This is a genomic window from Enterobacter cloacae complex sp. CDL013, assembly GCF_049238805.1.
Classification (GTDB): Bacteria; Pseudomonadota; Gammaproteobacteria; order Enterobacterales; family Enterobacteriaceae; genus Enterobacter; species Enterobacter hormaechei_C.
Genome location: NZ_JBMKGT010000004.1, coordinates 181,266 through 202,285 on the forward strand (window position 1 = coordinate 181,266; position 21,020 = coordinate 202,285).

18 protein-coding genes and 1 pseudogene are annotated in these 21,020 nt (G+C 55.0%); 4 read left to right on the forward strand and 15 right to left on the reverse strand.

Going from position 1 to position 21,020, the window contains the following annotated elements; translation table 11 throughout:
* Nucleotides 1–2 precede the first annotated feature (2 nt).
* The 8 genes and pseudogenes from carA to ACOTXD_RS09190 all read right to left on the reverse strand — a co-directional run.
* Entirely contained in the window at nucleotides 3–1,151 is a 1,149-nt protein-coding gene (gene carA, locus ACOTXD_RS09155; RefSeq protein ID WP_032608475.1) for a glutamine-hydrolyzing carbamoyl-phosphate synthase small subunit, read from the reverse strand.
* A gap of 454 nt (nucleotides 1,152–1,605) precedes the next feature.
* Entirely contained in the window at nucleotides 1,606–2,427 is an 822-nt protein-coding gene (dapB, locus tag ACOTXD_RS09160; RefSeq protein ID WP_022650385.1) for a 4-hydroxy-tetrahydrodipicolinate reductase, read from the reverse strand.
* Between the two features lie 205 nt (nucleotides 2,428–2,632).
* Nucleotides 2,633–3,583 carry a 4-hydroxy-3-methylbut-2-enyl diphosphate reductase gene (gene ispH / locus ACOTXD_RS09165; protein WP_003856448.1) on the reverse strand — a complete coding sequence of 317 codons (951 nt, stop codon included), beginning with the start codon at nucleotides 3,581–3,583 and terminating at the stop codon, nucleotides 2,633–2,635.
* 1 nt (nucleotide 3,584) lies between these two features.
* On the reverse strand, nucleotides 3,585–4,034 hold the full coding sequence (fkpB, locus tag ACOTXD_RS09170) for an FKBP-type peptidyl-prolyl cis-trans isomerase (protein WP_003856450.1): 450 nt from the start codon (nucleotides 4,032–4,034) through the stop codon (nucleotides 3,585–3,587).
* 116 nt (nucleotides 4,035–4,150) lie between these two features.
* The gene (gene lspA / locus ACOTXD_RS09175; protein WP_003856452.1) at nucleotides 4,151–4,651 is read right to left on the reverse strand and encodes a signal peptidase II; all 501 of its coding nucleotides are present in this window, start codon (nucleotides 4,649–4,651) and stop codon (nucleotides 4,151–4,153) included.
* Nucleotides 4,651–7,467, reverse strand: coding sequence for an isoleucine--tRNA ligase (ileS, locus tag ACOTXD_RS09180; protein ID WP_039268722.1), 2,817 nt, complete (start codon nucleotides 7,465–7,467; stop codon nucleotides 4,651–4,653). Before ileS ends, lspA begins: the two co-directional genes overlap by 1 nt.
* Before the next feature lie 45 nt (nucleotides 7,468–7,512).
* Nucleotides 7,513–8,439: a bifunctional riboflavin kinase/FAD synthetase gene (gene ribF, locus ACOTXD_RS09185; RefSeq protein WP_003856456.1), complete on the reverse strand. Its 927-nt coding sequence runs from the start codon at nucleotides 8,437–8,439 to the stop codon at nucleotides 7,513–7,515.
* A 7-nt stretch (nucleotides 8,440–8,446) separates the two neighbouring features.
* Nucleotides 8,447–8,652 (reverse strand): annotated as a pseudogene (locus ACOTXD_RS09190) (DUF2575 domain-containing protein); the annotation flags it as partial.
* A gap of 115 nt (nucleotides 8,653–8,767) precedes the next feature.
* Between ACOTXD_RS09190 and rpsT the strand changes: the two are divergent.
* On the forward strand, nucleotides 8,768–9,031 hold the full coding sequence (gene rpsT / locus ACOTXD_RS09195; protein WP_003856458.1) for a 30S ribosomal protein S20: 264 nt from the start codon (nucleotides 8,768–8,770) through the stop codon (nucleotides 9,029–9,031).
* 58 nt (nucleotides 9,032–9,089) lie between these two features.
* On the opposite strand, the gene nhaR is transcribed toward rpsT, so the two are convergent.
* From nhaR to dnaK, 4 genes are all read right to left on the reverse strand, one after another.
* The gene (gene nhaR, locus ACOTXD_RS09200; RefSeq protein ID WP_003856462.1) at nucleotides 9,090–9,989 is read right to left on the reverse strand and encodes a transcriptional activator NhaR; all 900 of its coding nucleotides are present in this window, start codon (nucleotides 9,987–9,989) and stop codon (nucleotides 9,090–9,092) included.
* Between the two features lie 58 nt (nucleotides 9,990–10,047).
* Entirely contained in the window at nucleotides 10,048–11,223 is a 1,176-nt protein-coding gene (gene nhaA / locus ACOTXD_RS09205) for a Na+/H+ antiporter NhaA (protein WP_061856017.1), read from the reverse strand.
* Between the two features lie 173 nt (nucleotides 11,224–11,396).
* On the reverse strand, nucleotides 11,397–12,542 hold the full coding sequence (gene dnaJ / locus ACOTXD_RS09210; protein WP_008502040.1) for a molecular chaperone DnaJ: 1,146 nt from the start codon (nucleotides 12,540–12,542) through the stop codon (nucleotides 11,397–11,399).
* 87 nt (nucleotides 12,543–12,629) lie between these two features.
* Nucleotides 12,630–14,543 carry a molecular chaperone DnaK gene (gene dnaK / locus ACOTXD_RS09215; protein WP_003856470.1) on the reverse strand — a complete coding sequence of 638 codons (1,914 nt, stop codon included), beginning with the start codon at nucleotides 14,541–14,543 and terminating at the stop codon, nucleotides 12,630–12,632.
* Between the two features lie 295 nt (nucleotides 14,544–14,838).
* Between dnaK and satP the strand changes: the two genes are divergently transcribed.
* Nucleotides 14,839–15,405: an acetate uptake transporter gene (gene satP, locus ACOTXD_RS09220; RefSeq protein WP_003856474.1), complete on the forward strand. Its 567-nt coding sequence runs from the start codon at nucleotides 14,839–14,841 to the stop codon at nucleotides 15,403–15,405.
* Here the strand turns inward: satP and ACOTXD_RS09225 are convergent.
* The 3 genes from ACOTXD_RS09225 to tal form a co-directional block, all read right to left on the reverse strand.
* Nucleotides 15,382–16,704, reverse strand: coding sequence for an MFS transporter (locus tag ACOTXD_RS09225; RefSeq protein ID WP_045342589.1), 1,323 nt, complete (start codon nucleotides 16,702–16,704; stop codon nucleotides 15,382–15,384). The two genes, satP and ACOTXD_RS09225, sit on opposite strands and share 24 nt — an antisense overlap.
* A 122-nt stretch (nucleotides 16,705–16,826) precedes the next feature.
* Nucleotides 16,827–17,414, reverse strand: coding sequence for a molybdopterin adenylyltransferase (gene mog, locus ACOTXD_RS09230; protein WP_003856479.1), 588 nt, complete (start codon nucleotides 17,412–17,414; stop codon nucleotides 16,827–16,829).
* A gap of 110 nt (nucleotides 17,415–17,524) precedes the next feature.
* Nucleotides 17,525–18,478: a transaldolase gene (tal, locus tag ACOTXD_RS09235; RefSeq protein ID WP_003856481.1), complete on the reverse strand. Its 954-nt coding sequence runs from the start codon at nucleotides 18,476–18,478 to the stop codon at nucleotides 17,525–17,527.
* Between the two features lie 262 nt (nucleotides 18,479–18,740).
* Here tal and ACOTXD_RS09240 point away from each other — a divergent pair, with 262 nt between their 5' ends.
* Both ACOTXD_RS09240 and yaaA read left to right on the forward strand, forming a co-directional pair.
* Nucleotides 18,741–20,174, forward strand: coding sequence for an alanine/glycine:cation symporter family protein (locus ACOTXD_RS09240; protein ID WP_022650382.1), 1,434 nt, complete (start codon nucleotides 18,741–18,743; stop codon nucleotides 20,172–20,174).
* Nucleotides 20,175–20,240: 66 nt separating this feature from the next.
* Nucleotides 20,241–21,014, forward strand: a complete 774-nt coding sequence (gene yaaA, locus ACOTXD_RS09245; protein WP_022650381.1) for a peroxide stress protein YaaA — start codon at nucleotides 20,241–20,243, stop codon at nucleotides 21,012–21,014.
* The last annotated feature ends 6 nt before the right edge of the window (nucleotides 21,015–21,020 follow it).

Sequence of the window (21,020 nt, forward strand, 5' to 3'; positions counted from 1 at the left end):
GATTATTTAGCGATCTTACGGTATTGCTCAATAAGTTCGATGAAGTGATCGAACAGCGGTGCGGCATCGTGTGGGCCCGGGCTGGCTTCAGGGTGGCCCTGGAAGCTGAACGCAGGCTTATCGGTACGATGGATACCCTGCAAGGTACCATCGAACAGTGATTTGTGCGTCACGCGCAGGTTAGCCGGCATCGTCGCTTCATCCACAGCGAAGCCGTGGTTCTGCGCGGTGATCATCACCGTGTTGTTGTCGATATCTTTCACCGGGTGGTTACCACCGTGGTGGCCGAACTTCATCTTGACGGTGTTCGCTCCGCTCGCCAGCGCCAGCAGCTGATGGCCGAGACAGATGCCGAATACCGGGATATCGGTTTCAAGGAAGGACTTGATGGCGTCGATAGCGTAGTCGCACGGCGCCGGGTCGCCAGGACCGTTAGAGAGGAAGATGCCGTCCGGGTTCATCTTCAGAACATCTTCCGCAGACGTTTGTGCCGGGACGACCGTCAGGCGGCAGCCACGGTCAACCAGCATACGCAGGATGTTGCGCTTGGCGCCAAAATCGTAGGCCACCACGTGGAACGGCAGCTCGCTTTCCGGTTTCGCTTCCGGCAGGTCGCCTTCCAGCGTCCAGCTACCCTGCGTCCAGCTGTAGGCTTCCGCCGTGGTCACTTCTTTCGCCAGGTCCATACCGTTCAGACCCGGGAAGGCTTTCGCTTTTTCCAGCGCCAGCGTCGCATCGAGGTTATCCCCTGCGATGATACAACCGTTTTGTGCGCCCTTCTCGCGCAGCAGACGCGTCAGCTTACGGGTATCGATATCGGCAATCGCCACAATGTTATGGCGCTTCAGGTAAGAAGAGAGGTCTTCGGTGTTGCGGAAGTTGCTGGCAATCAGCGGCAGGTCGCGAATGACCAGGCCTTGCGCATGTACCTGAGAGGATTCTTCGTCAGCCGCATTGGTGCCGACATTGCCGATATGAGGATAAGTAAGAGTAACGATTTGGCGAGAATAGGAAGGATCAGTGAGGATTTCTTGATAACCGGTCATTGAAGTATTGAAAACGACTTCCCCAACCGCCGAACCCGTTGCCCCTATGGCCCGACCGATAAACTGGGTTCCGTCTTCCAGAACCAATAGCGCTGACTTAATCAAAACACCCTCCAGAGAATATTCACTCACTTTATTTGCATATTAATTCATAACCATATCATGGATCAATGCAAATGTGTTGCCAGCGGATTTTTGGCAAACGGCGGCATTCTGGGGATTTGCCATGTAAAAGTCAACTTAAAACGGGAGTTTTGTTTATTCTTTTGCAAGCCTGGCATCTGGAATGGGATTTAATGGGCAAAAAGATCAGGTAAATCATCCCGGAAAACGCTTGCGCGGCAGGTTTGTTAGAATTTTAGGGAGGCGGGTGACAAAAAGTGGACCAGATGGTCAAAATTTACATATATTTCACAGAAAAATGGCACATCAATAAGCTTTATACCGCCTAAGCATTATTTTTTATCTAAAACTGATAAAATAAGAGGGCAATAAATTATTGCCCCATGCAATCAAGTAATTACGACTGCAATAACCACATCACGATGGGTAATATCGCTTACAAATTATTGAGATCAAGCACATCTCGCATATCAAAAAGACCCTTTTCCTTCGCGTTAAGCCACAAAGCGGCGCGAACTGCACCATTCGCAAACGTCATGCGGCTTGACGCTTTGTGGGTAATCTCAACACGTTCGCCAATATCGGCGAACATCGCCGTATGTTCACCGACGATATCGCCTGCACGAACGGTTGCGAAACCAATTGTCCCGGGCACGCGTTCGCCGGTATGTCCTTCACGGGTATAGACCGCGCACTCTTTTAAATCCCTATCAAGTGCATGAGCAATCGCTTCGCCCATCGCCAGCGCCGTGCCTGATGGAGCATCAACTTTATAGCGGTGGTGTGCTTCAACAATCTCAATGTCGGTATAATTGCCCATCACCTTCGCTGCCTTTTCCAGCAGTTTCAGCATGACGTTAACGCCGACGCTAAAGTTCGCAGCGAAGACAATCGCAATGTCGGTGGCTGCGTCCTGAATGGCCTGTTTACCGGCATCATCGAAACCAGTGGTACCAATCACCATCCCTTTACCGTGCTGACGGCAAAACGCCAGATGAGCCAGCGTGCCTTCCGGACGGGTAAAGTCGATGAACACATCAAAGTCTTCTTTCACTGCCTCAAGGCTGCTCTGTACGGTTACGCCTGTCTTGCCCGCGCCCGCCAGTTCGCCTGCATCGGCTCCCAGCAGGGATGAACCCTCACGCTCCAGCGCCGCGCCGAGTGCCACGCCATCCATCTGTAGTGCCGCCTGAATCAGCTGGCGACCCATACGTCCACCCGCGCCCGCAATAGCAACGCGGATCTGTGCATCATGCATAGTTATTCTCTTACGTTAAAATGATGTAAACCGTTTTCAGATTAACCAGCCTTGGCAAAGCCTGCCAACTGAAAACACCGATAATTAGAATTTAACGTGAAACCGACTTAAATATCAGTAAAAGACATGATTTTGTCGTCACGATAAAGTTTGGGGCAAAAAAAAAGCCAGCACAGGAGGTGCTGGCCTTTCATCAGATAAAGAACTATTCCACTTCTCGCGCGTCAATACGCAACTCTTTCGGCACTTCAAAGACAATGTTCTCTTCGCGGCCTTCCAGCGGCACCGCTTCGCCACCGCCCAGCTCTTGCAAGCGGGCAATGACGTTCTGCACCAGAATATCCGGCGCTGAAGCGCCTGCGGTAACACCGACGCAGACCGCGTTTTTCACCCACGCTTCCTGAATGTCCGTTGCGTCGTCGATTAAAAACGCCGCTTTCCCCATACGCTGCGCCAGTTCGGCCAGACGGTTAGAGTTAGAGGAGTTTTTCGAGCCGACCACCAGCACCACGTCCGCCTGTTCAGCCAGCGCGCGCACGGCTTCCTGACGGTTGGTGGTTGCGTAGCAGATATCATCTTTGCGCGGCCCGACGATTTTCGGGAAGCGCTGGCGCAGGGCGTCAATCACGTCTGAGGTGTCGTCCACGGAAAGCGTCGTCTGGGTCATAAACGACAGTCGGGCTTCGTTTTTCACATTCAGCGTAAAGACGTCTTCCGGTGACTCAACCAGATACATGCCCCCTTCCGGGTTGCTGTACTGGCCCATGGTGCCTTCCACTTCCGGGTGACCGGCGTGACCAATCAGAATTGACTCTTCACCGCGACGGCTGGCGCGCGCCACTTCCATATGCACTTTGGTCACCAGCGGACAGGTGGCATCGAAAACGGTCAGATCGCGGTTTTTCGCCTCGTTGCGTACCGCCTGCGAGACGCCGTGCGCGGAGAAGATGAGAATTGCGCCGTCCGGCACTTCGCTGATCTGCTCGATAAAAATCGCACCGCGCTCGCGCAGGCTGTCGACCACGTAGCGGTTGTGCACCACTTCGTGACGCACGTAAATCGGCGCGCCGTAAATCTCCAGCGCGTTTTCAACAATGCTGATAGCGCGGTCTACACCGGCGCAAAAACCGCGCGGGTTAGCCAACAGGATCTGCATTTCAGGCCTCCAGTGCCGGATCGATCTCCAGCACTTCTACATCAAAATGGACAGTGCGCCCGGCAAGCGGATGGTTGAAGTCAACGGTAATCGAGTCGCCGTTGATTTCGCGGATCACGCCAGGCATTTCGCTGCCGTCCATAGCGGTAAAGAGCATAATTGCCCCGATCTCCGGTTCACCCGCGTCCATAAACTCACGACGGGAGAAGTACTGGATCAGATCCGGGCTTGGCACGCCAAACGCGGCATCCGGCTCCAGCGAAAAGGCTTTTTTCTCACCCTCTTTCAGACCGAGAAGCTGCTGCTCAAGACCTTCAGACAGGGAGGTATCGCCAAGACGAAACAGGGCTGGTTTGCCGTTGTTGCGGGTGGATTCGGCCGTAGAGCCGTCATCCAGCTTCAGCGTAAAGTGAACGAGAACCGCGCTGTTGCTCTGTACGGATTTAGACATGCAAATTGCTCGCTTGTTTTGGGTCACCTGTTGCCCGGTGGCGCTACGCTTACCGGGCCTACGGGGGCCACAAATTCTGTAGGCCGGGATCGCTACGCGTCACCCGGCTGGTTTTGTTACGCCTGCTCTTTCGCTGCCGGTTTAGGCAAGAAGCCTTCCAGCACGATTAACGCCGCACCAACGCATATTGCGCTATCGGCGAGGTTAAAGGTCGCGAAGTGCCAGTCGCCGACGTAGAAGTCGATCATATCGACCACAAAGCCGTGCCACAGGCGGTCAAACAGGTTACCCAGCGCGCCGCCAATGATCAGCGCGTAGGCGATGTTATTCAGCTTTTGCGTGGCCTTCGAGCGGTACATCAGCACCGCCAGCACGACGCAGATACCGATAGCGATACCCGCGAAGAACCAGCGCTGCCAGCCACCGCTGTCGGCAAGGAAACTAAACGCCGCACCGTAGTTGCGGGCGTAGTGCAGGTTAAGCGACGGGAACAGCGGGACCGTATCCCCCAGAGCGAAATTCTGGAGGATCAGGAACTTGCTGCCCAAATCAATAATCAGCACCACTACCACCAGCCACAGCCAGCGCAGTCCTGTTGAACAGAGAGTTTTACTCATCAGGCAAACTTACGTTTTTCGCCGTCACCGGCGACGTTGCTTACACAGCGTCCGCAGATGTCTGCGTGTTCCGCCACCTGACCGACATCGGTAGTGTAATGCCAGCAACGCGGGCATTTCTCACCGTCGGCTTTGCTCAGTGCGACCTTCAGTCCTTTGAGCAGTTCGCTCTGCTGAGCATCAGCAGACGCCTCGGCATAATCCGCAACTTTCGCACCGGAGGTCAACAGGACAAATCGTAATTCATCGCCCAGCGCGGTCAGCTTCGCGGCCAGCTCAGGCTCCGCGTACAGGGTCACCGTCGCTTCCAGAGAGCCACCGACTTTCTTGTCAGCGCGCGCCTGCTCGATAACCTTGTTGACTTCGCCACGCACTTTCAGCAGCTCGTCCCAATAGGCATCGTTCATCGCTTCGGTGCTGGAGAGATCGAACAGACCTTCATACCACTCGCCGGTGAAGACATACTTCTCACGGTCGCCCGGCAGGTAACCCCAGATTTCATCCGCGGTGAAGGACATGATCGGCGCCATCCAGCGCACCAGCGCTTCTGCGATGTGGTACAGCGCAGACTGACAGCTGCGGCGCGCCACGCTGTCCGCTTTCGCGGTGTACTGACGGTCTTTAATGATGTCGAGGTAGAACGAGCCCATCTCGATGGAGCAAAAGCGCATCAGGCGCTGCACCACTTCGTGGAAATCGTAAGACTCATACGCTTTCAGGATATCTTCCTGCGCCGCTTTCGCGCAGCCTACCGCCCAGCGATCGAGCACGACCATCTCTTCCGGCTTCACCATATCTTTTACCGGATCGAACCCGTTCAGGTTCGCCAGCAGGAAGCGCGCGGTGTTACGGATACGACGATAGCTGTCGGCAGCACGCTTCAGGATCTCGTCAGACACCGCCATTTCGCCGGTGTAGTCGGTAGAGGCTACCCACAGACGCAGGATGTCCGCGCCCAGCTTGTTCATTACGTCCTGCGGCGAAACGGTGTTACCGATGGACTTGGACATCTTACGGCCCTGACCATCCACGGTGAAGCCGTGAGTCAGTACCTGACGGTAAGGTGCTTTGCCCTTCATGGCGGTGGAGATCATCAGGGATGACATGAACCAGCCGCGGTGTTGGTCGGAGCCTTCGAGATACATGTCGGCAGCGTGACCGGCGAACTCAGGGCGCACGTCAACCACAGAGGCATGGGTTGAACCGGAGTCGAACCACACGTCCAGGGTATCCGGCACTTTCTCGTAGTTGTCCGCGTCCGCGCCCAGGATGTCGCGGGCGTCGAGATCCCACCACGCCTGAATGCCGTCAACTTCAACGCGTTTCGCCACTTCTTCCATCAGTTCCAGGGTGTTCGGATGCAGTTCCTGCGTCTCTTTGTGCACGAACAGCGACATCGGCACGCCCCAGGTGCGCTGACGGGAGATACACCAGTCAGGACGGTTAGCCACCATGGATTCGATACGCGCCTGGCCCCAGTCCGGGATCCACTGCACGCCTTTGATCTCTTTCAGAGACTGCTCGCGCAGGCCCTTCTGATCCATGCTGACGAACCACTGCGGGGTCGCACGGAAGATGATTGGCGTCTTGTGACGCCAGCAGCACGGATAGCTGTGCTGCATTTTTTCAACGTGCAGCAGCGCGCCGCTGGTGCGCAGCATGTCGACAATAATGTCGTTCGCTTTGAAGACGTTGATGCCGTCCAGCGCCGGGTAGGTGCCAGGCAGGTAAGAGCCGTCCGGCCCAACCGGGTTGGCGATTTCCAGACCGTACTTCAGGCTGATGTTGTAGTCGTCAGGGCCGTGGCCACCGGCGGTATGTACCGCACCGGTACCCGCGTCCAGCGTTACGTGGTCGCCCAGAATCGCCGGAACGTCGAAGTCCAGGAACGGGTGTTTGAAGCGCATCAGTTCCAGCGCGTCGCCTTTTACGGTGCCCAGCACGGTGTAATCGGTGATGTTCGCGCGTTTCAGTACACTTTCGACCAGGTCTTTCGCCAGGATAACCGCACGGCCATCAATCTGCACCAGCGCATACTCAAACTCGCCAGAGAGGGAGATCGCGCGGTTAGCAGGCAGCGTCCACGGGGTGGTTGTCCAGATAACCAGCGAGACTGGACCGCTTACCCCAGGCAGACCAAATTTAGCTTTGATCGCATCCTGATCGACCGCTTCGAACGCCACGTCGATAGAAGGCGAGGTTTTGTCGTAATACTCTACTTCCGCTTCTGCCAGCGCAGAACGGCAGTCCACGCACCAGTGCACCGGCTTCGCGCCTTTGTGCAGGTGGCCGTTACCGATGATTTTGCCCAGCGCACGGATGATGTTGGCTTCGGTTTTGAAATCCATGGTCAGGTACGGATGCGACCAGTCGCCCAGCACGCCCAGACGGATAAAGTCAGCGCGCTGACCGTCAACCTGGGTGGCAGCGTATTCGCGGCACTTCGCGCGGAATTCTGCGGCGGTGAACTTCTCACCCGGCTTACCGTACTCTTGCTCCACTTTCAGCTCGATTGGCAGACCATGGCAGTCCCAGCCCGGAACGTAAGGCGAGTCATATCCCGCGAGTCCTTTGGACTTCACGATAATGTCTTTCAGAATCTTGTTTACAGAGTGACCAATATGAATGCTGCCATTCGCATATGGAGGGCCATCATGCAGAATGAAGGTTTTTTTGCCTTTTTTGGCTGCACGAATGATGCCGTACAGGTCATCATCGGTCCAACGCGCCAGCATTCCCGGTTCACGCTTGGCGAGATCGCCGCGCATCGGGAACCCTGTTTCCGGCAAATTCAGGGTTGATTTATAGTCACTCATCAGATTCTCGGTTCCGTATTTATCACGTAGGCAGTTAAGCCGGTTCTAAAGCCCAAAAAACTCGCGGGCCGTTAATTCATCTCGCGCGATTTGCGCCTTAAGTTCATCCAGCGAAGCGAATCGCTGTTCATTGCGTATTTTTTTACGCAGTATCACATCTATATGGCGACCATACAGGTCCATTACAACGTCCAGCAGGTGTACTTCTAACTGTTGACGCACACCGGCAACCGTTGGACGTGTGCCAATGTTGGCGACGCCGTAGAAAGGCTTCTCGCCCAGTCCTGCCACTTCCACCGCATAGACCCCTTTAACCGGGGAGACCTGACGACGCAGCGGTATATTCGCCGTCGGGAAACCTATCGTGCGGCCCAGCGCATCGCCATGGACCACGCGACCTGAAATCGTGAACGGGTGACCCAGCAGCGTTTCTGCCGTGTCCAGTTCATCGTTCGCCAGCGCCTGACGTACCGCCGTGCTGCTGACGCGCACGCCGCCCTCGCAGAAGGTCATTGTACTGGTGACGTCAAACCCGTACTCCAGGCCAGCCTTCTGTAATAACAAGAAATCGCCCTGACGACCAGCGCCAAAGCGGAAATCATCGCCCACGGCGAGAAACTGCACGCCAAGCTGCCTGACCAACAGGTCGCTGACAAAATTTTGTGCGGTCAGCGCGGCAAAACGACGGTCGAACCGTACACACAGGACGTAGTCCACCCCTGACTCCGCCAGGTAGCGTAACTTCTCACGCAGACGCGTCAGCCGCGCGGGGGATTTCTCGCCTGCAAACAGCTCCAGCGGCTGAGGCTCGAAAATCATCACCACGACGGGCAGGCCTCGCGCCTCGCCTTCTTTACGCAATCCCTGCAACAGCGCCTGATGCCCACGATGCACGCCGTCGAAATTACCAATGGTCAGCACGCACCCGTGCGGGGCTTGACTGAGATTATGTATGCCGCGTATCAGCTTCATGACTGGCTCAAAACAGTGAAAATCGCCAAAGTATACCTTGTACAGCGGTTAAGGTTAACCGGCGATTGTTCACGCTAAACAGAAAGCCGTATGATTTCATCACGCTGACCTTTCACAGCAAAAAAATCTGCCCGCCAACTGCGATTTTTACGCCGAAAAGCTGTATTCACGAACGACAAGCTGGTAGAATCCTGCGCCATCACTACGTAACGTAGCGTCGCCACATTAACGGCGCTTATTTGCACAAATCCATTGACAAAAGAAGGTATAGAGGGCATATTCCTCGGCCTTTGAATTGTCCACATAGATCATATTTGGGAGTTGGACCTTGGCTAATATCAAATCAGCTAAGAAACGTGCCGTTCAGTCTGAAAAGGCTCGTAAGCACAATGCAAGCCGTCGCTCTATGATGCGTACTTTCATCAAGAAAGTATACGCAGCAATCGAAGCTGGCGACAAAGCTGCAGCGCAGAACGCATTTAACGAAATGCAACCAATCGTGGATCGTCAGGCTGCTAAAGGTCTGATCCACAAAAACAAAGCAGCGCGTCATAAAGCAAACCTGACCGCGCAGATCAACAAACTGGCTTAATCGCCACTTGTTGTTGCTTGTTTGAAAGAACCCGCTTAACGCGGGTTTTTTTATGCCTTCAGATTGCCGGCGGCGTAAACAGCGCCGAGTAGTCCCGGTTGCAGATTCGCTGCACCGCCGGATGCTGAATCATCCTTTCGGCGAATATGGCGTGATACTCTTCCATCACGTTATCCACCCTGCCAATCTCGGTAATCTTGTCGTCTGAATAGAGATCGTGCGCATACAGCGTCGGGGCAACGAAGATAGCGTTGTGCGCCTCGCCAAAGGCTTTCATCAGCGCCGCATCGTCGAACTCACCGAGAATTTCTACGTTTAGCCCCTGCGAGTTAAACCAGTTCAGCAGCTTACGTCCGAGCATGGACCGCCTCCCCGGAACCAGCAAGCGGCGCTCTTCCAGGCAAGCCGGAAACGGTTTTTCCGGCGGTGGATTGATGCACCAGAAACTGACACCGCATTCGCCAATTTTCACCGAGAACAAGCCTTCCTGCTGCGTGGAATCGATAGGACAATCCGAAATAATCATATCCAGCTTATGCTGGCTCAGCTGTTCCAGCAGCATCTCGTGAGTGGACTCAAAGCAGCGTAAATGTATCTGTTCATCTTCCACCACCGCCGCATCCAGCACACCGCTTACCAGCCGTTTGGACAACGCATCCGCCACGCCCACGTCAAAGAGCAGGTTCGACTCTTTGCGATAGTTAACGATATCCAGCATCTCCTGGCTCAGGGTGAACATCTTGTCCGCATAGCGGAATACCAGTTCACCCAGCTCGCTCGGCTCAATGCCACGCCCTTTCCGCTTAAAAAGCTTTCCCTGCAAGCGCTCTTCCAGGGCTTTGATTTGCCCGGTGATAGTCTGTGGCGTCAGGTAGAGCGCCTCTGCGGCACCCACGACCGAGCCCTGCTTGTAGACATGCCAGAAGTAATAGAGATGGTTATAGTTCAAATGAGACATCACGTTTTCACTCCCTGATAGTTTATCGGGAGAAGGCTTCCCTTCTCCCGGTTTCCTGTTATGTCTGGACAGCCTGTCCGGACAACTTCACCTTCAACAAGGTGTAACCCATAACCGCGGCCAGGAACGACCCGATAAGAATGCCGAGTTTCGCCCAGACGATAAGCTCAGGCGCGCTTGCGCCAAACGCCAGCGTCGAGATAAAGATCGACATGGTGAATCCAATACCGCACAGCACGCCAACGGCCATAATCTGGCTAAAGGTGGTTCCGTTTGGCAATGACGCCAGCTTCAGCTTCAGCGCCAGCCAGCAGAACAGGCTGATGCCCAGCGGCTTACCAATAAACAGACCGGCGATGATACCCAGCGGCAGCACAGAGGTGAGTCCGTCCAGGGTAACCCCGGCCAGGGAAACACCCGCGTTGGCAAACGCAAACAGCGGCAGGATCATAAAACCCACCCACGGATGAAGCACATGCTCCAGCTGTCTGGCAGGCGATTTGCCGTCCTGTTCCTTCAGCGGAATAAAGAAGCCAACGATGACGCCCGCCAGCGTGGCATGCACGCCAGACTTCAGCACCGCCGTCCACAGCACCATCCCCACCAGAATATAAATCCCCGTGCGTCGGACGTTGAAGACGTTCAGCAACGCCAGCACCGCAATAGCCACGGCCGCCACGCTCAGCGACAGAACGGACAGATCGCTGGTGTAGAACAGCGCGATAATCACGATAGCGCCCAGATCATCGATAATCGCCAGCGCCATCAGGAAAATTTTCAGTGCTACCGGGACGCGGCTACCGAGCAAGGCTAAGACCCCGAGCGCAAACGCGATATCCGTTGCGGCCGGGATCGCCCAGCCGTCACGAACAACCGGATCCTGCCACGCAAATGCGAGAAAGAGCAACGCCGGAACGATCATCCCGCCAATCGCCGCGATCACCGGAAACGCCGCACGCTGACGGCTGGCAAGCGAACCGCTCACCAGCTCACGTTTAACCTCCAGGCCCACCAGCAGGAAGAACACCGCCATCAGCGCATCGTTGATCCACAGCAGCATGTTCTTGTTAATTTCCAGCGCCCCGACCTTCAGCTCGACGGGCGTTTCCAGAAATGCGTGATAGAGATCGCGTGTCATGCCCATATTGGCGAGCAGCATGGCGGCCGCAGCAGCAATAATCAGGATGACGCCGCCGGATGCCTCACTGCTAAAGAAACGGTGTAGTAATTTCACGTTTAAACTCTCTTTTACAACAATACCTCGGTAAAACCATAATATCAGCGCAAACAGATCGGTAAAAACAGATTAATATTGGTTATAGATTCAGTTTAACCGAGGTATAACGCTATAAAGCAAAAAGCCCGGAATCGCTTCCGGGCTTTAAATGATAGTAACCAGCTGGCGGGTTAGCGGGTTAAATCGTCGAAGAATTTTTTGACGCCATCGAAGAAGCTTTTGGAGCGCGGGCTGTTTTTCTCACCTGTCGGGCCACCAAAGCTTTCCTGAAGCTCTTTCAGCAGCTGTTTCTGCTTATCGTTCAGGCCGACCGGCGTTTCCACGACCACGCGGCATAACAGGTCACCCTGCGCGCCACCGCGAACGGATTTAACGCCTTTGCCGCGCATGCGGAACAGTTTCCCGGTCTGGGTTTCGCCAGGGATTTTCAGGTTAACGCGACCGTCCAGCGTCGGCACTTCGATTTCGCCGCCCAGCGCCGCCATCGCAAAGTTGATCGGCACTTCACAGTACAGGTTGTTACCTTCACGCTCGAAGATGGCGTGCTGCTTCACCTGAACCTGAACGTACAGATCGCCTGCCGGTGCGCCGTGCTCGCCGGCTTCACCCTCACCTGCCAGACGGATGCGGTCGCCCGTATCGACGCCTGCCGGGATCTTAACGGACAGCGTTTTGGTTTTCTCCACGCGACCGTGACCATGACATTTGGTGCACGGATCTTTAATCAGCGTACCGCGACCATGACAGTGCGGACAGGCCTGCTGCACCGCGAAGAAGCCCTGGCGCATCTGCACCTGACCGGAACCGTGACAGGTTGGGCAGGTCTGTGGCTGAGTCCCCGCTTTCGCACCGCTGCCGTGGCAAACGTCACACTCTTCCAGCGTCGGAATACGGATCTCTTTGGTGACGCCGCGAACCGCTTCTTCCAGCGTCAGGTCCATGTTGTAGCGCAGGTCTGCGCCGCGCGCCGCGCGCTGACGGCCACGCCCGCCACCGAAGATATCGCCAAATACATCACCAAAGATATCGCTGAAATCAGCGCCGCCGCCGAAGCCGCCGCCACCAAATCCACCGCCGCCCATGCCGCCCTGTTCAAAGGCCGCGTGACCATATTGATCATAGGCCGCACGTTTTTGTGCATCGGTCAGGACTTCGTAGGCTTCTTTAATCTCTTTAAATTTGGCTTCAGCCTCTTTGTCACCCTGATTACGGTCAGGGTGGAATTTCATGGCCAGGCGCTTATACGCCTTTTTGATTTCACGCTCTTCCGCAGTTTTCGGAACGCCTAAAATCTCGTAATAGTCTTGCTTTGCCATTGGTTTTTTTAAGCCCCTTAACATGCGAGCACGGGCGTGGAGAATTCTCCTACGCCCGTGCCGATTACTTACCCTGCATCAGGGCGATTATTTTTTGTCTTTCACTTCTTCGAACTCAGCGTCGACAACATCGTCGTCTTTCGCGTTGTTCGCCGAAGCATCAGCGCCCGCCTGCTGCTGTGCGTGCTGCTGCTGAGCGATTTCCATCAGCTTCTGAGAAACCTGTGCCAGCTCCTGCATCTTCGCTTCGATGTCCGCTTTGTCTTCGCCTTTCAGAGACGTTTCCAGCGCGCTCAGTGCAGTTTCGATTGCAGTTTTGTCTTCCGCTGGCAGTTTATCGCCCGCTTCTTCAACCTGCTTACGGGTGCTGTGCAGCAGATGGTCACCCTGGTTACGGGTCTGAACCAGCTCTTCAAACTTACGGTCGGATTCCGCGTTAGCTTCGGCATCACGAACCATTTTTTCGATTTCCGCTTCGTTCAGGCCAGAAGATGCCTTGATGGTAATCTTCTGCTCTTTACCGCTGTTTTTGTCTTTCGCAGACACGTGCAGGATACCGTCAGCATCGATGTCGAAGGTGACTTCGATCTGTGGCATGCCGCGTGGTGCCGGGTTAATACCGTCCAGGTTGAACTGACCCAGAGATTTGTTATCCGCCGCGCGCTTACGCTCACCCTGAATCACATGGATGGTTACCGCAGACTGGTTGTCTTCAGCGGTAGAGAACACCTGGCTGTGTTTCGTCGGGATAGTGGTGTTTTTGTTGATGAGCGGGGTCATCACGCCACCCATGGTTTCGATACCCAGAGACAGCGGGGTAACGTCCAGCAGCAGTACATCTTTCACTTCACCGGTCAGTACACCACCCTGAACCGCAGCACCGATAGCAACCGCTTCGTCCGGGTTCACGTCTTTACGTGGCTCTTTACCAAAGAATTCAGCAACTTTCTTCTGAACCATTGGCATACGAGTCTGACCACCTACCAGGATAACGTCCTGAATGTCAGACACGGACAGGCCAGCGTCCTGCAATGCAACTTTCAGTGGCTCGATAGAACGGTTCACCAGGTCTTCTACCAGGCTTTCCAGTTTCGCACGGGTCACTTTGATGTTCATGTGTTTTGGACCGGTCGCGTCTGCGGTGATGTACGGCAGGTTCACGTCGGTCTGCTGAGCGGAAGACAGCTCGATCTTCGCTTTCTCAGCGGCTTCTTTCAGGCGCTGCATAGCCAGCGGGTCGTTACGCAGGTCAATGCCCTGATCTTTCTTGAACTCGTCAACGAGGTAGTTGATCAGACGGGTATCGAAGTCTTCACCACCCAGGTGGGTATCACCGTTGGTTGCCAGAACTTCGAAGGTTTTTTCGCCGTCAACATCGTCGATTTCGATAATAGAAATATCGAAGGTACCACCACCCAGGTCGTAAACCGCGATAGTACGGTTGCCAACTTCTTTATCCAGACCGTAAGCCAGTGCTGCTGCGGTTGGTTCGTTGATGATACGTTTTACTTCCAGGCCTGCGATACGGCCAGCATCTTTGGTTGCCTGACGCTGAGCATCGTTGAAGTAAGCAGGTACGGTGATAACAGCTTCAGTTACCGGTTCACCCAGGTAATCTTCCGCAGTTTTCTTCATTTTCTTCAGCACTTCAGCAGAGATCTGCGGAGGTGCAGTTTTGGTGCCTTTCACATCAAGCCATGCATCGCCGTTATCGGCTGCGATGATTTTGTAAGGCATGATGGAAACGTCACGCTGAACTTCTTCGTCCTGGAAGCGGCGGCCAATCAGGCGTTTGATCGCAAACAGGGTGTTTTGCGGGTTTGTCACTGCCTGACGTTTAGCCGGCTGACCAACCAGAGTTTCACCATCCTGGGTATAAGCAATGATAGAAGGCGTGGTGCGATCGCCCTCGGCGTTCTCCAGCACACGTGCAGTAGTGCCATCCATAATCGCTACACAAGAGTTGGTAGTACCCAGGTCGATACCAATAATTTTACCCATCTAAACGTCTCCACTAAAAATTCAGTCAACATGTGGTTGTGTACCTGTAATAAGGGCAGAACGTGCTTTTTCAACTGCCCAGATTTGATTTTTTTCAGGTCCACACACTGCGGTTGCTTACAAGATGGGGTCACAACGGCATCCATCAAGGGGGAAGGATAAAAAATTTTTTAATTTCACCCCGATGAGATCATAGACGGCGTCGATGCCGCCCATTATGATGCCGCGCCCCGTCAGGGAGAACTGGCGCGGGTTTAACCATTTCACCATATTAATGATGATTTTTTGAGGACTTATGGGCAACACTAAGTTGGCTAATCCGGCTCCGCTGGGCCTGATGGGTTTTGGCATGACCACCATTCTGCTGAACCTGCACAATATCGGGATGTTCCCGATGGACGGCATTATCCTGGCGATGGGCATTTTTTACGGCGGTATCGCACAAATCTTTGCGGGCCTGCTGGAATATAAGAAAGGCAACACCTTCGGCTTAACCGCCTTTACCTCTTACGGTTCTTTCTGGCTGACTCTGGTCGCGATTCTGCTGATGCCTAAAATGGGCCTGGCGGAGGCGGCAAACGCCCATTTCCTGGGCGTGTACCTGGGACTGTGGGGCGTGTTCACCCTGTTCATGTTCTTTGGCACCCTCAAGGCGAACCGCGCGCTGCAATTCGTCTTCCTGAGCCTGACCGTCCTGTTCGCCCTGCTGGCCATCGGTCACCTGGCGGATAACGAAGGCATCGTTCACGTTGCCGGCTGGGTCGGTCTGGTTTGCGGCGCAAGCGCAATCTACCTGGCCATGGGTGAAGTGCTGAACGAGCAGTTCGACCGCACCATTCTACCGATTGGTGAAAAACACTGATCCCTCTGTCGTGCCCGCGTCGCGGGCACGACGTCCCTCTGACTGGCGAAGCCACATCCCCAATACCAGCCCCATCAGCGATAACGCCAGCACGTACCACGCAGGTGCAAGGGGCGACAGCCCCATCAACACCGTCACCACAATCGGGGTCAGCCCGCCGAAAATGGCATACGAGACGTTATAAGAGAAAGAGATTCCGGTGAAGCGAACCTCCGGCGGAAAGGCGCGGACCATCACGTACGGTACGGCGCCAACGACGCCCACACACAGCCCGACGACACCGTACAGCAGGAACAGCTGTTCAGGATGGGTGCCCGCAAGATGATAGAATGCCCAGCTCGACGCGGCCAGCAGCAGGCTGCCGACAATAAAGGTCACGCTGGCGCCGAAACGATCCGCCGCCAGCCCGGCGGCCAGACAGCCAAAGCAGAGCATAATTGTCGCGATACTGTTCGCCTGTAACGTCACGGCAGGCGCAAAACCGTACTGTTTTTGCAGCCAGACCGGCGACATCAAAATGACCACCACGATACCCGCAGACAGCAGCCAGGTCAGAAGCATCGACACGACTACCGCTTTTTTATGCCGCACTACTACGGTTTTCACCGGCAGTTCTTGCGCCAGCGCCTTCCGCTGCTGCATTTCCAGAAATATTGGCGTCTCCTGCAACCAGCGTCGCAGGCACATTGCCACCAGCCCAAACGCCCCGCCCAGCAGGAACGGTATACGCCAGCCCCAGTCGTGAACGGCCTGTTGCGTCATGCTGGTATTGATGATGGTTGCAACTACGGAGCCAAGCAGGATCCCGATCGTCAGCCCTGCGGTCAACGTTCCGCACGCAATGCCGATGCGGCGCACCGGGACGTGCTCAGCGACAAACACCCACGCGCCAGGCACTTCCCCGCCGATGGCCGCGCCCTGGAGAATACGCATCAGCAGCAGCAATAACGGGGCGATAATGCCCATCGACTCATAGGTAGGCAAAAGGCCAATCGCCAGCGTCGGCACGGCCATAAGCAGGATGCTGAGGGTAAACATCTTCTTGCGCCCAACCAGATCGCCAAAGTGCGCCATGACAATGCCGCCCAGCGGACGCGCCAGATAGCCGGCAGCGAAAATGCCGAAAGTTTGTACCTGACGCAGCCATTCAGGAATATCCGCCGGGAAAAACAGCGCCCCCACAACGGCGGCGAAGAAGACAAAGATGATGAAATCGTAAAACTCCAGCGCGCCGCCCAGGGCAGCGAGCGTGAGGGTTTTGTAGTCCTGTCGATTCAGAGGTCGGGTATTATGTGACATAGCGAACCATTGTGCATGTGTTGTGGATTATTTTTTACAGCAATCGTAAAGAAAAAATTACTATATCGTAAATCCATTTACACGCTACTGCGGCTGGCGCTTATGTCACATTTTAATCATTTTCAGGAGATTGTTTCGCGGCGAGCGCTTTTAGGGCGAAATGCTGCTACCACGTTGCCGTCAGTTTCCACGTACGGACCGTCAAGCAGTTGTATACAATACGGTACACTTGCAAAGATACCGTGAACGATAACGCTTCCGTCCTCGGCTTTTACCCCTTCCAGCGTCTCTTTTATCGACTTCGGCTGCCCCGGCAGGTTCAGGATCAGCGCCTGTTTGCGGATCACCCCGACCTGACGGGAAAGAATGGCCGTCGGGACAAAGTGTAGACTGATCTGGCGCATCTGTTCACCGAAGCCCGGCATTTCACGATCGGCGATAGCCAGCGTCGCGTCCGGCGTTACATCGCGGCGCGCGGGGCCGGTGCCGCCCGTCGTCAGCACAAGGTGGCAGCTCATTTCATCCACCAGCTCACACAGGGTTTGCTCAATGATCGGCTGCTCGTCCGGGATCAGGCGAGTCTGGATCTCAAACGGGGTAGTGAGCGCGCTGCCCAGCCACGCTTCCAGAGCAGGGATGCCTTTATCCTGATAAACACCGCTGGAGGCGCGGTCAGAAATCGACACTAAGCCGATGCGTAAGGTATTCATATCCATTCCATTCAAAAAGTACTGATTAAAGGGAATGATACACGCAGAGAGAAAATTCAGACAGAGGCGGGGGAAAGACGCGTGACCGGGAACCCGGTCACGCAGAATGATTACAGCAGGTCGCCGATCATTTTTTCCAGTTTTTCCTGGTCGATAGCAAACTTACGGATACCGTCCGCCAGTTTATCTACGGCCATTGGATCCTGGTTGTGCTGCCACAGGAACTCGGACTCGGTGATGCGCTCAGGACGCGCTTTCACTTCGCCAGTGTAAGACAGTTTACGCTCGATAGCACCTTCGCTTTCTGCCAGCTCTTTCAGCAGCGCAGGGGCGATGGTCAGGCGGTCACAGCCAGCCAGCTCGATGATTTCGCCGACGTTACGGAAGCTTGCGCCCATAACAACGGTCTCATAGCCGTGCTGTTTGTAGTATTCGTAGATTTCAGTCACAGAAATCACGCCTGGATCTTCAGACGCCGCGTACTCTTTCTTGTCGGTGTTGGCTTTGTACCAGTCCAGAATACGGCCCACGAACGGAGAAATCAGGTATACGCCAGCTTCGGCACATGCACGCGCCTGCGCGAAGGAGAACAGCAGAGTCAGGTTACAGTTGATCCCTTCTTTTTCCAGCTGCTCAGCAGCGCGGATGCCCTGCCAGGTAGAGGCCAGTTTGATCAGGATACGGTCGTTGCTGATGCCCGCATCGTTGTACAGTTTGATCAGGCGTTTTGCTTTGGCGATAGAGGCTTCGGTGTCGTAGGACAGGCGAGCATCAACTTCGGTAGAGATACGGCCAGGAACGAGCTTCAGGATTTCCAGACCGATGTTCACTGCCAGTTTGTCAGTGGCATCCACAACCTGCTGCGCGCGGTCATTGCTCTGTGCTTTTGCCCAGGTCACCGCCTCGTCGATCAGTTTGCGATACTCAGGGATCTGCGCGGCGTTAAGGATCAGAGAAGGGTTGGTTGTGGCATCCTGCGGCTGGTACAGCTTCATTGCCGCAATATCTCCGGTGTCAGCGACGACAGTGGTGAACTGACGAAGGGAGGTCAATTTATCCGTCATGATAGTGTTTCTCTTTTAACGTGCCCTGGATAATTCACACTACCGACAGCTTGCCAGCAGCGGAAAAATGACAGGTTTACTTGTTAGGGGGATGTAACCGGTCTGCCCTGATGATAACACGAGTGAGAGGCAGCGCAACCGCAGACAGTGCGCTTAGGCAGAGTATGATAAACTCAGAATATTAACAGGCTGCTAAGTAACAGCATGCACAATCAGTGGTAGCGCTTACATATTCACTTTGGCATCAACAAGAGGGACGTTAGTGCCTGATTTCTTTTTCTTTATTAACGAAGTCCTCTGGGGTTCGATCATGATATACCTGCTTTCAGGAGCAGGTATCTGGTTTACGTGGCGCAGCGGTCTGATTCAGTTTCGCTATATCCGCAAATTTGGCAGAAGTCTGAAAAACAGCGTCACCCCACAGCCGGGCGGCCTGACCTCGTTTCAGGCGCTCTGTACTAGCCTTGCCGCGCGCGTCGGCAGCGGTAACCTGGCCGGTGTCGCGCTGGCGATCGGCGCGGGCGGTCCGGGCGCGGTATTCTGGATGTGGGTGACGGCGATTATCGGTATGGCCACCTCCTTTGCTGAATGCTCGCTTGCGCAACTCTACAAAGAAAAAGACGGCAAAGGTCAGTTTCGCGGCGGTCCCGCCTGGTATATGGCTCGCGGGTTGGGAATGCGCTGGATGGGCGTTCTGTTCTCGATCTTTTTGCTGATTGCCTATGGCCTTATTTTCAATACCGTTCAGGCAAATTCCGTCGCCCACGCGCTGCGCTTTGCCTTTAATTGTCCGGAGTGGCTGACGGGCGGCGCGCTTGCCCTTCTCACCCTGCTGACCATTGTGACCGGGCTAAAAGGGGTTGCCCGCCTGATGCAGTGGCTGGTTCCGCTGATGGCGCTGCTGTGGGTGTCCACCAGCGTGATGGTATGCGCGATACATATTGACGAGGTGCCGAACGTCATCGTCACCATTTTCCAAAGCGCGTTCGGCTGGCGCGAAGCGGCTTCAGGCGCGTTGGGTTACACCCTTAGCCAGGCTCTCACTGCGGGTTTTCAGCGAGGTATGTTCTCCAACGAAGCGGGAATGGGCTCCACGCCGAATGCCGCCGCAGCGGCCGCATCCTGGCCCCCGCATCCCGCCGCGCAGGGCATTGTACAGATGATTGGCGTCTTCACAGACACCATTGTTATCTGCTCCGCCAGCGCGATGATCATGCTGCTGGCCGGTGCCGCTGAGCAACCGTCCGGTAGTACGGCAGGCATTCATTGGGTACAACAGGCGCTGGTCTCCCTCGTCGGCGGCTGGGGCGCGGGCCTTGTCGCACTTGTCGTGGGACTTTTTGCCTTTAGTTCCATTGCGGTGAACTATATCTATGCCGAAAACAACCTTATCTTCCTGAAAGTCAATTCGCGTCTGACCCGCAACGTCCTTCGCGCGGGTGTGCTGGGAATGGTTTTCGTCGGCTCCCTGCTCAGTATGCCGTTGGTCTGGCAAATAGCGGACGTCATTATGGCGCTGATGGCCATCACTAACCTGACGGCCATTTTGCTGCTTTCACCGGTTGTGGCGCTGATCGCGCGCGATTATCTGCGTCAACGCAAGCTCGGCGTACAGCCCGTCTTTGACGCCTCACGCTATCCCGAAATCGAGTCACAAATTGCCCCTGGCACCTGGGATGATTTGCCGCGGCAATAACAGCTATCGATCAATTCAGGGCGATTTTTTGTTAAAGTCGCTCTAAATTTCCTGCAAGGACTGGATATGCTGATTCTGATTTCACCTGCCAAAACGCTCGACTACCAGAGCCCGCTCGCCACTGAGCGTTATACCCAGCCGGAATTGCTGGACTACTCGCAACAGTTGATCCACGAGGCGCGTAAGCTTTCGGCTCCGCAAATCGCTTCGCTGATGAGCATCAGCGATAAACTCGCCGACCTGAACGCCACCCGTTTTCATGAGTGGCAGCCTGACTTCACGCCCGCCAACGCCCGCCAGGCGCTGTTGGCCTTCAAAGGTGACGTCTACACTGGCCTGCAAGCAGAAACGTTTAGCGAAGCCGATTTCGATTTTGCCCAGCAGCATCTGCGCATGTTATCCGGCCTGTACGGGGTGCTGCGCCCGCTGGATCTGATGCAGCCGTATCGTCTGGAGATGGGTATCCGCCTGGAAAACGCTAAAGGTAAAGATCTGTACCAGTTCTGGGGCGATGTCATTACCGACAAGCTTAACGCGGCGCTGCAAGCCCAGGGGGACAACGTGGTGATCAACCTGGCCTCCGATGAGTACTTCAAATCGGTGAAACCGAAAAAGCTGGATGCGGACATTATCAAGCCGGTATTCCTCGACGAGAAAAACGGCAAATTTAAAGTAATCAGCTTCTACGCCAAAAAAGCGCGCGGTCTGATGAGCCGCTTCATCATTCAAAACCGCCTGACGAAGCCAGAGCAGCTCACCGGCTTTAACAGTGAAGGGTATTTCTTCGACGAGGCATCGTCAGGAAAAAACGAGCTGGTGTTTAAGCGTCACGAGCAATAAAAGACA

Bases quoted from the DNA above. Each gene is read 5' to 3' on its own strand.
- dapB (WP_022650385.1), bottom strand. From the start codon at position 2,427: ATGCATGATGCACAGATCCGCGTTGCTATTGCGGGCGCGGGTGGACGT.
- ispH (WP_003856448.1), bottom strand. From the start codon at position 3,583: ATGCAGATCCTGTTGGCTAACCCGCGCGGTTTTTGCGCCGGTGTAGAC.
- fkpB (WP_003856450.1), bottom strand. From the start codon at position 4,034: ATGTCTAAATCCGTACAGAGCAACAGCGCGGTTCTCGTTCACTTTACG.
- lspA (WP_003856452.1), bottom strand. From the start codon at position 4,651: ATGAGTAAAACTCTCTGTTCAACAGGACTGCGCTGGCTGTGGCTGGTG.
- ileS (WP_039268722.1), bottom strand. From the start codon at position 7,467: ATGAGTGACTATAAATCAACCCTGAATTTGCCGGAAACAGGGTTCCCG.
- ribF (WP_003856456.1), bottom strand. From the start codon at position 8,439: ATGAAGCTGATACGCGGCATACATAATCTCAGTCAAGCCCCGCACGGG.
- nhaR (WP_003856462.1), bottom strand. From the start codon at position 9,989: ATGTCTCATTTGAACTATAACCATCTCTATTACTTCTGGCATGTCTAC.
- dnaJ (WP_008502040.1), bottom strand. From the start codon at position 12,542: ATGGCAAAGCAAGACTATTACGAGATTTTAGGCGTTCCGAAAACTGCG.
- dnaK (WP_003856470.1), bottom strand. From the start codon at position 14,543: ATGGGTAAAATTATTGGTATCGACCTGGGTACTACCAACTCTTGTGTA.
- satP (WP_003856474.1), top strand. From the start codon at position 14,839: ATGGGCAACACTAAGTTGGCTAATCCGGCTCCGCTGGGCCTGATGGGT.
- ACOTXD_RS09225 (WP_045342589.1), bottom strand. From the start codon at position 16,704: ATGTCACATAATACCCGACCTCTGAATCGACAGGACTACAAAACCCTC.
- mog (WP_003856479.1), bottom strand. From the start codon at position 17,414: ATGAATACCTTACGCATCGGCTTAGTGTCGATTTCTGACCGCGCCTCC.
- tal (WP_003856481.1), bottom strand. From the start codon at position 18,478: ATGACGGATAAATTGACCTCCCTTCGTCAGTTCACCACTGTCGTCGCT.
- yaaA (WP_022650381.1), top strand. From the start codon at position 20,241: ATGCTGATTCTGATTTCACCTGCCAAAACGCTCGACTACCAGAGCCCG.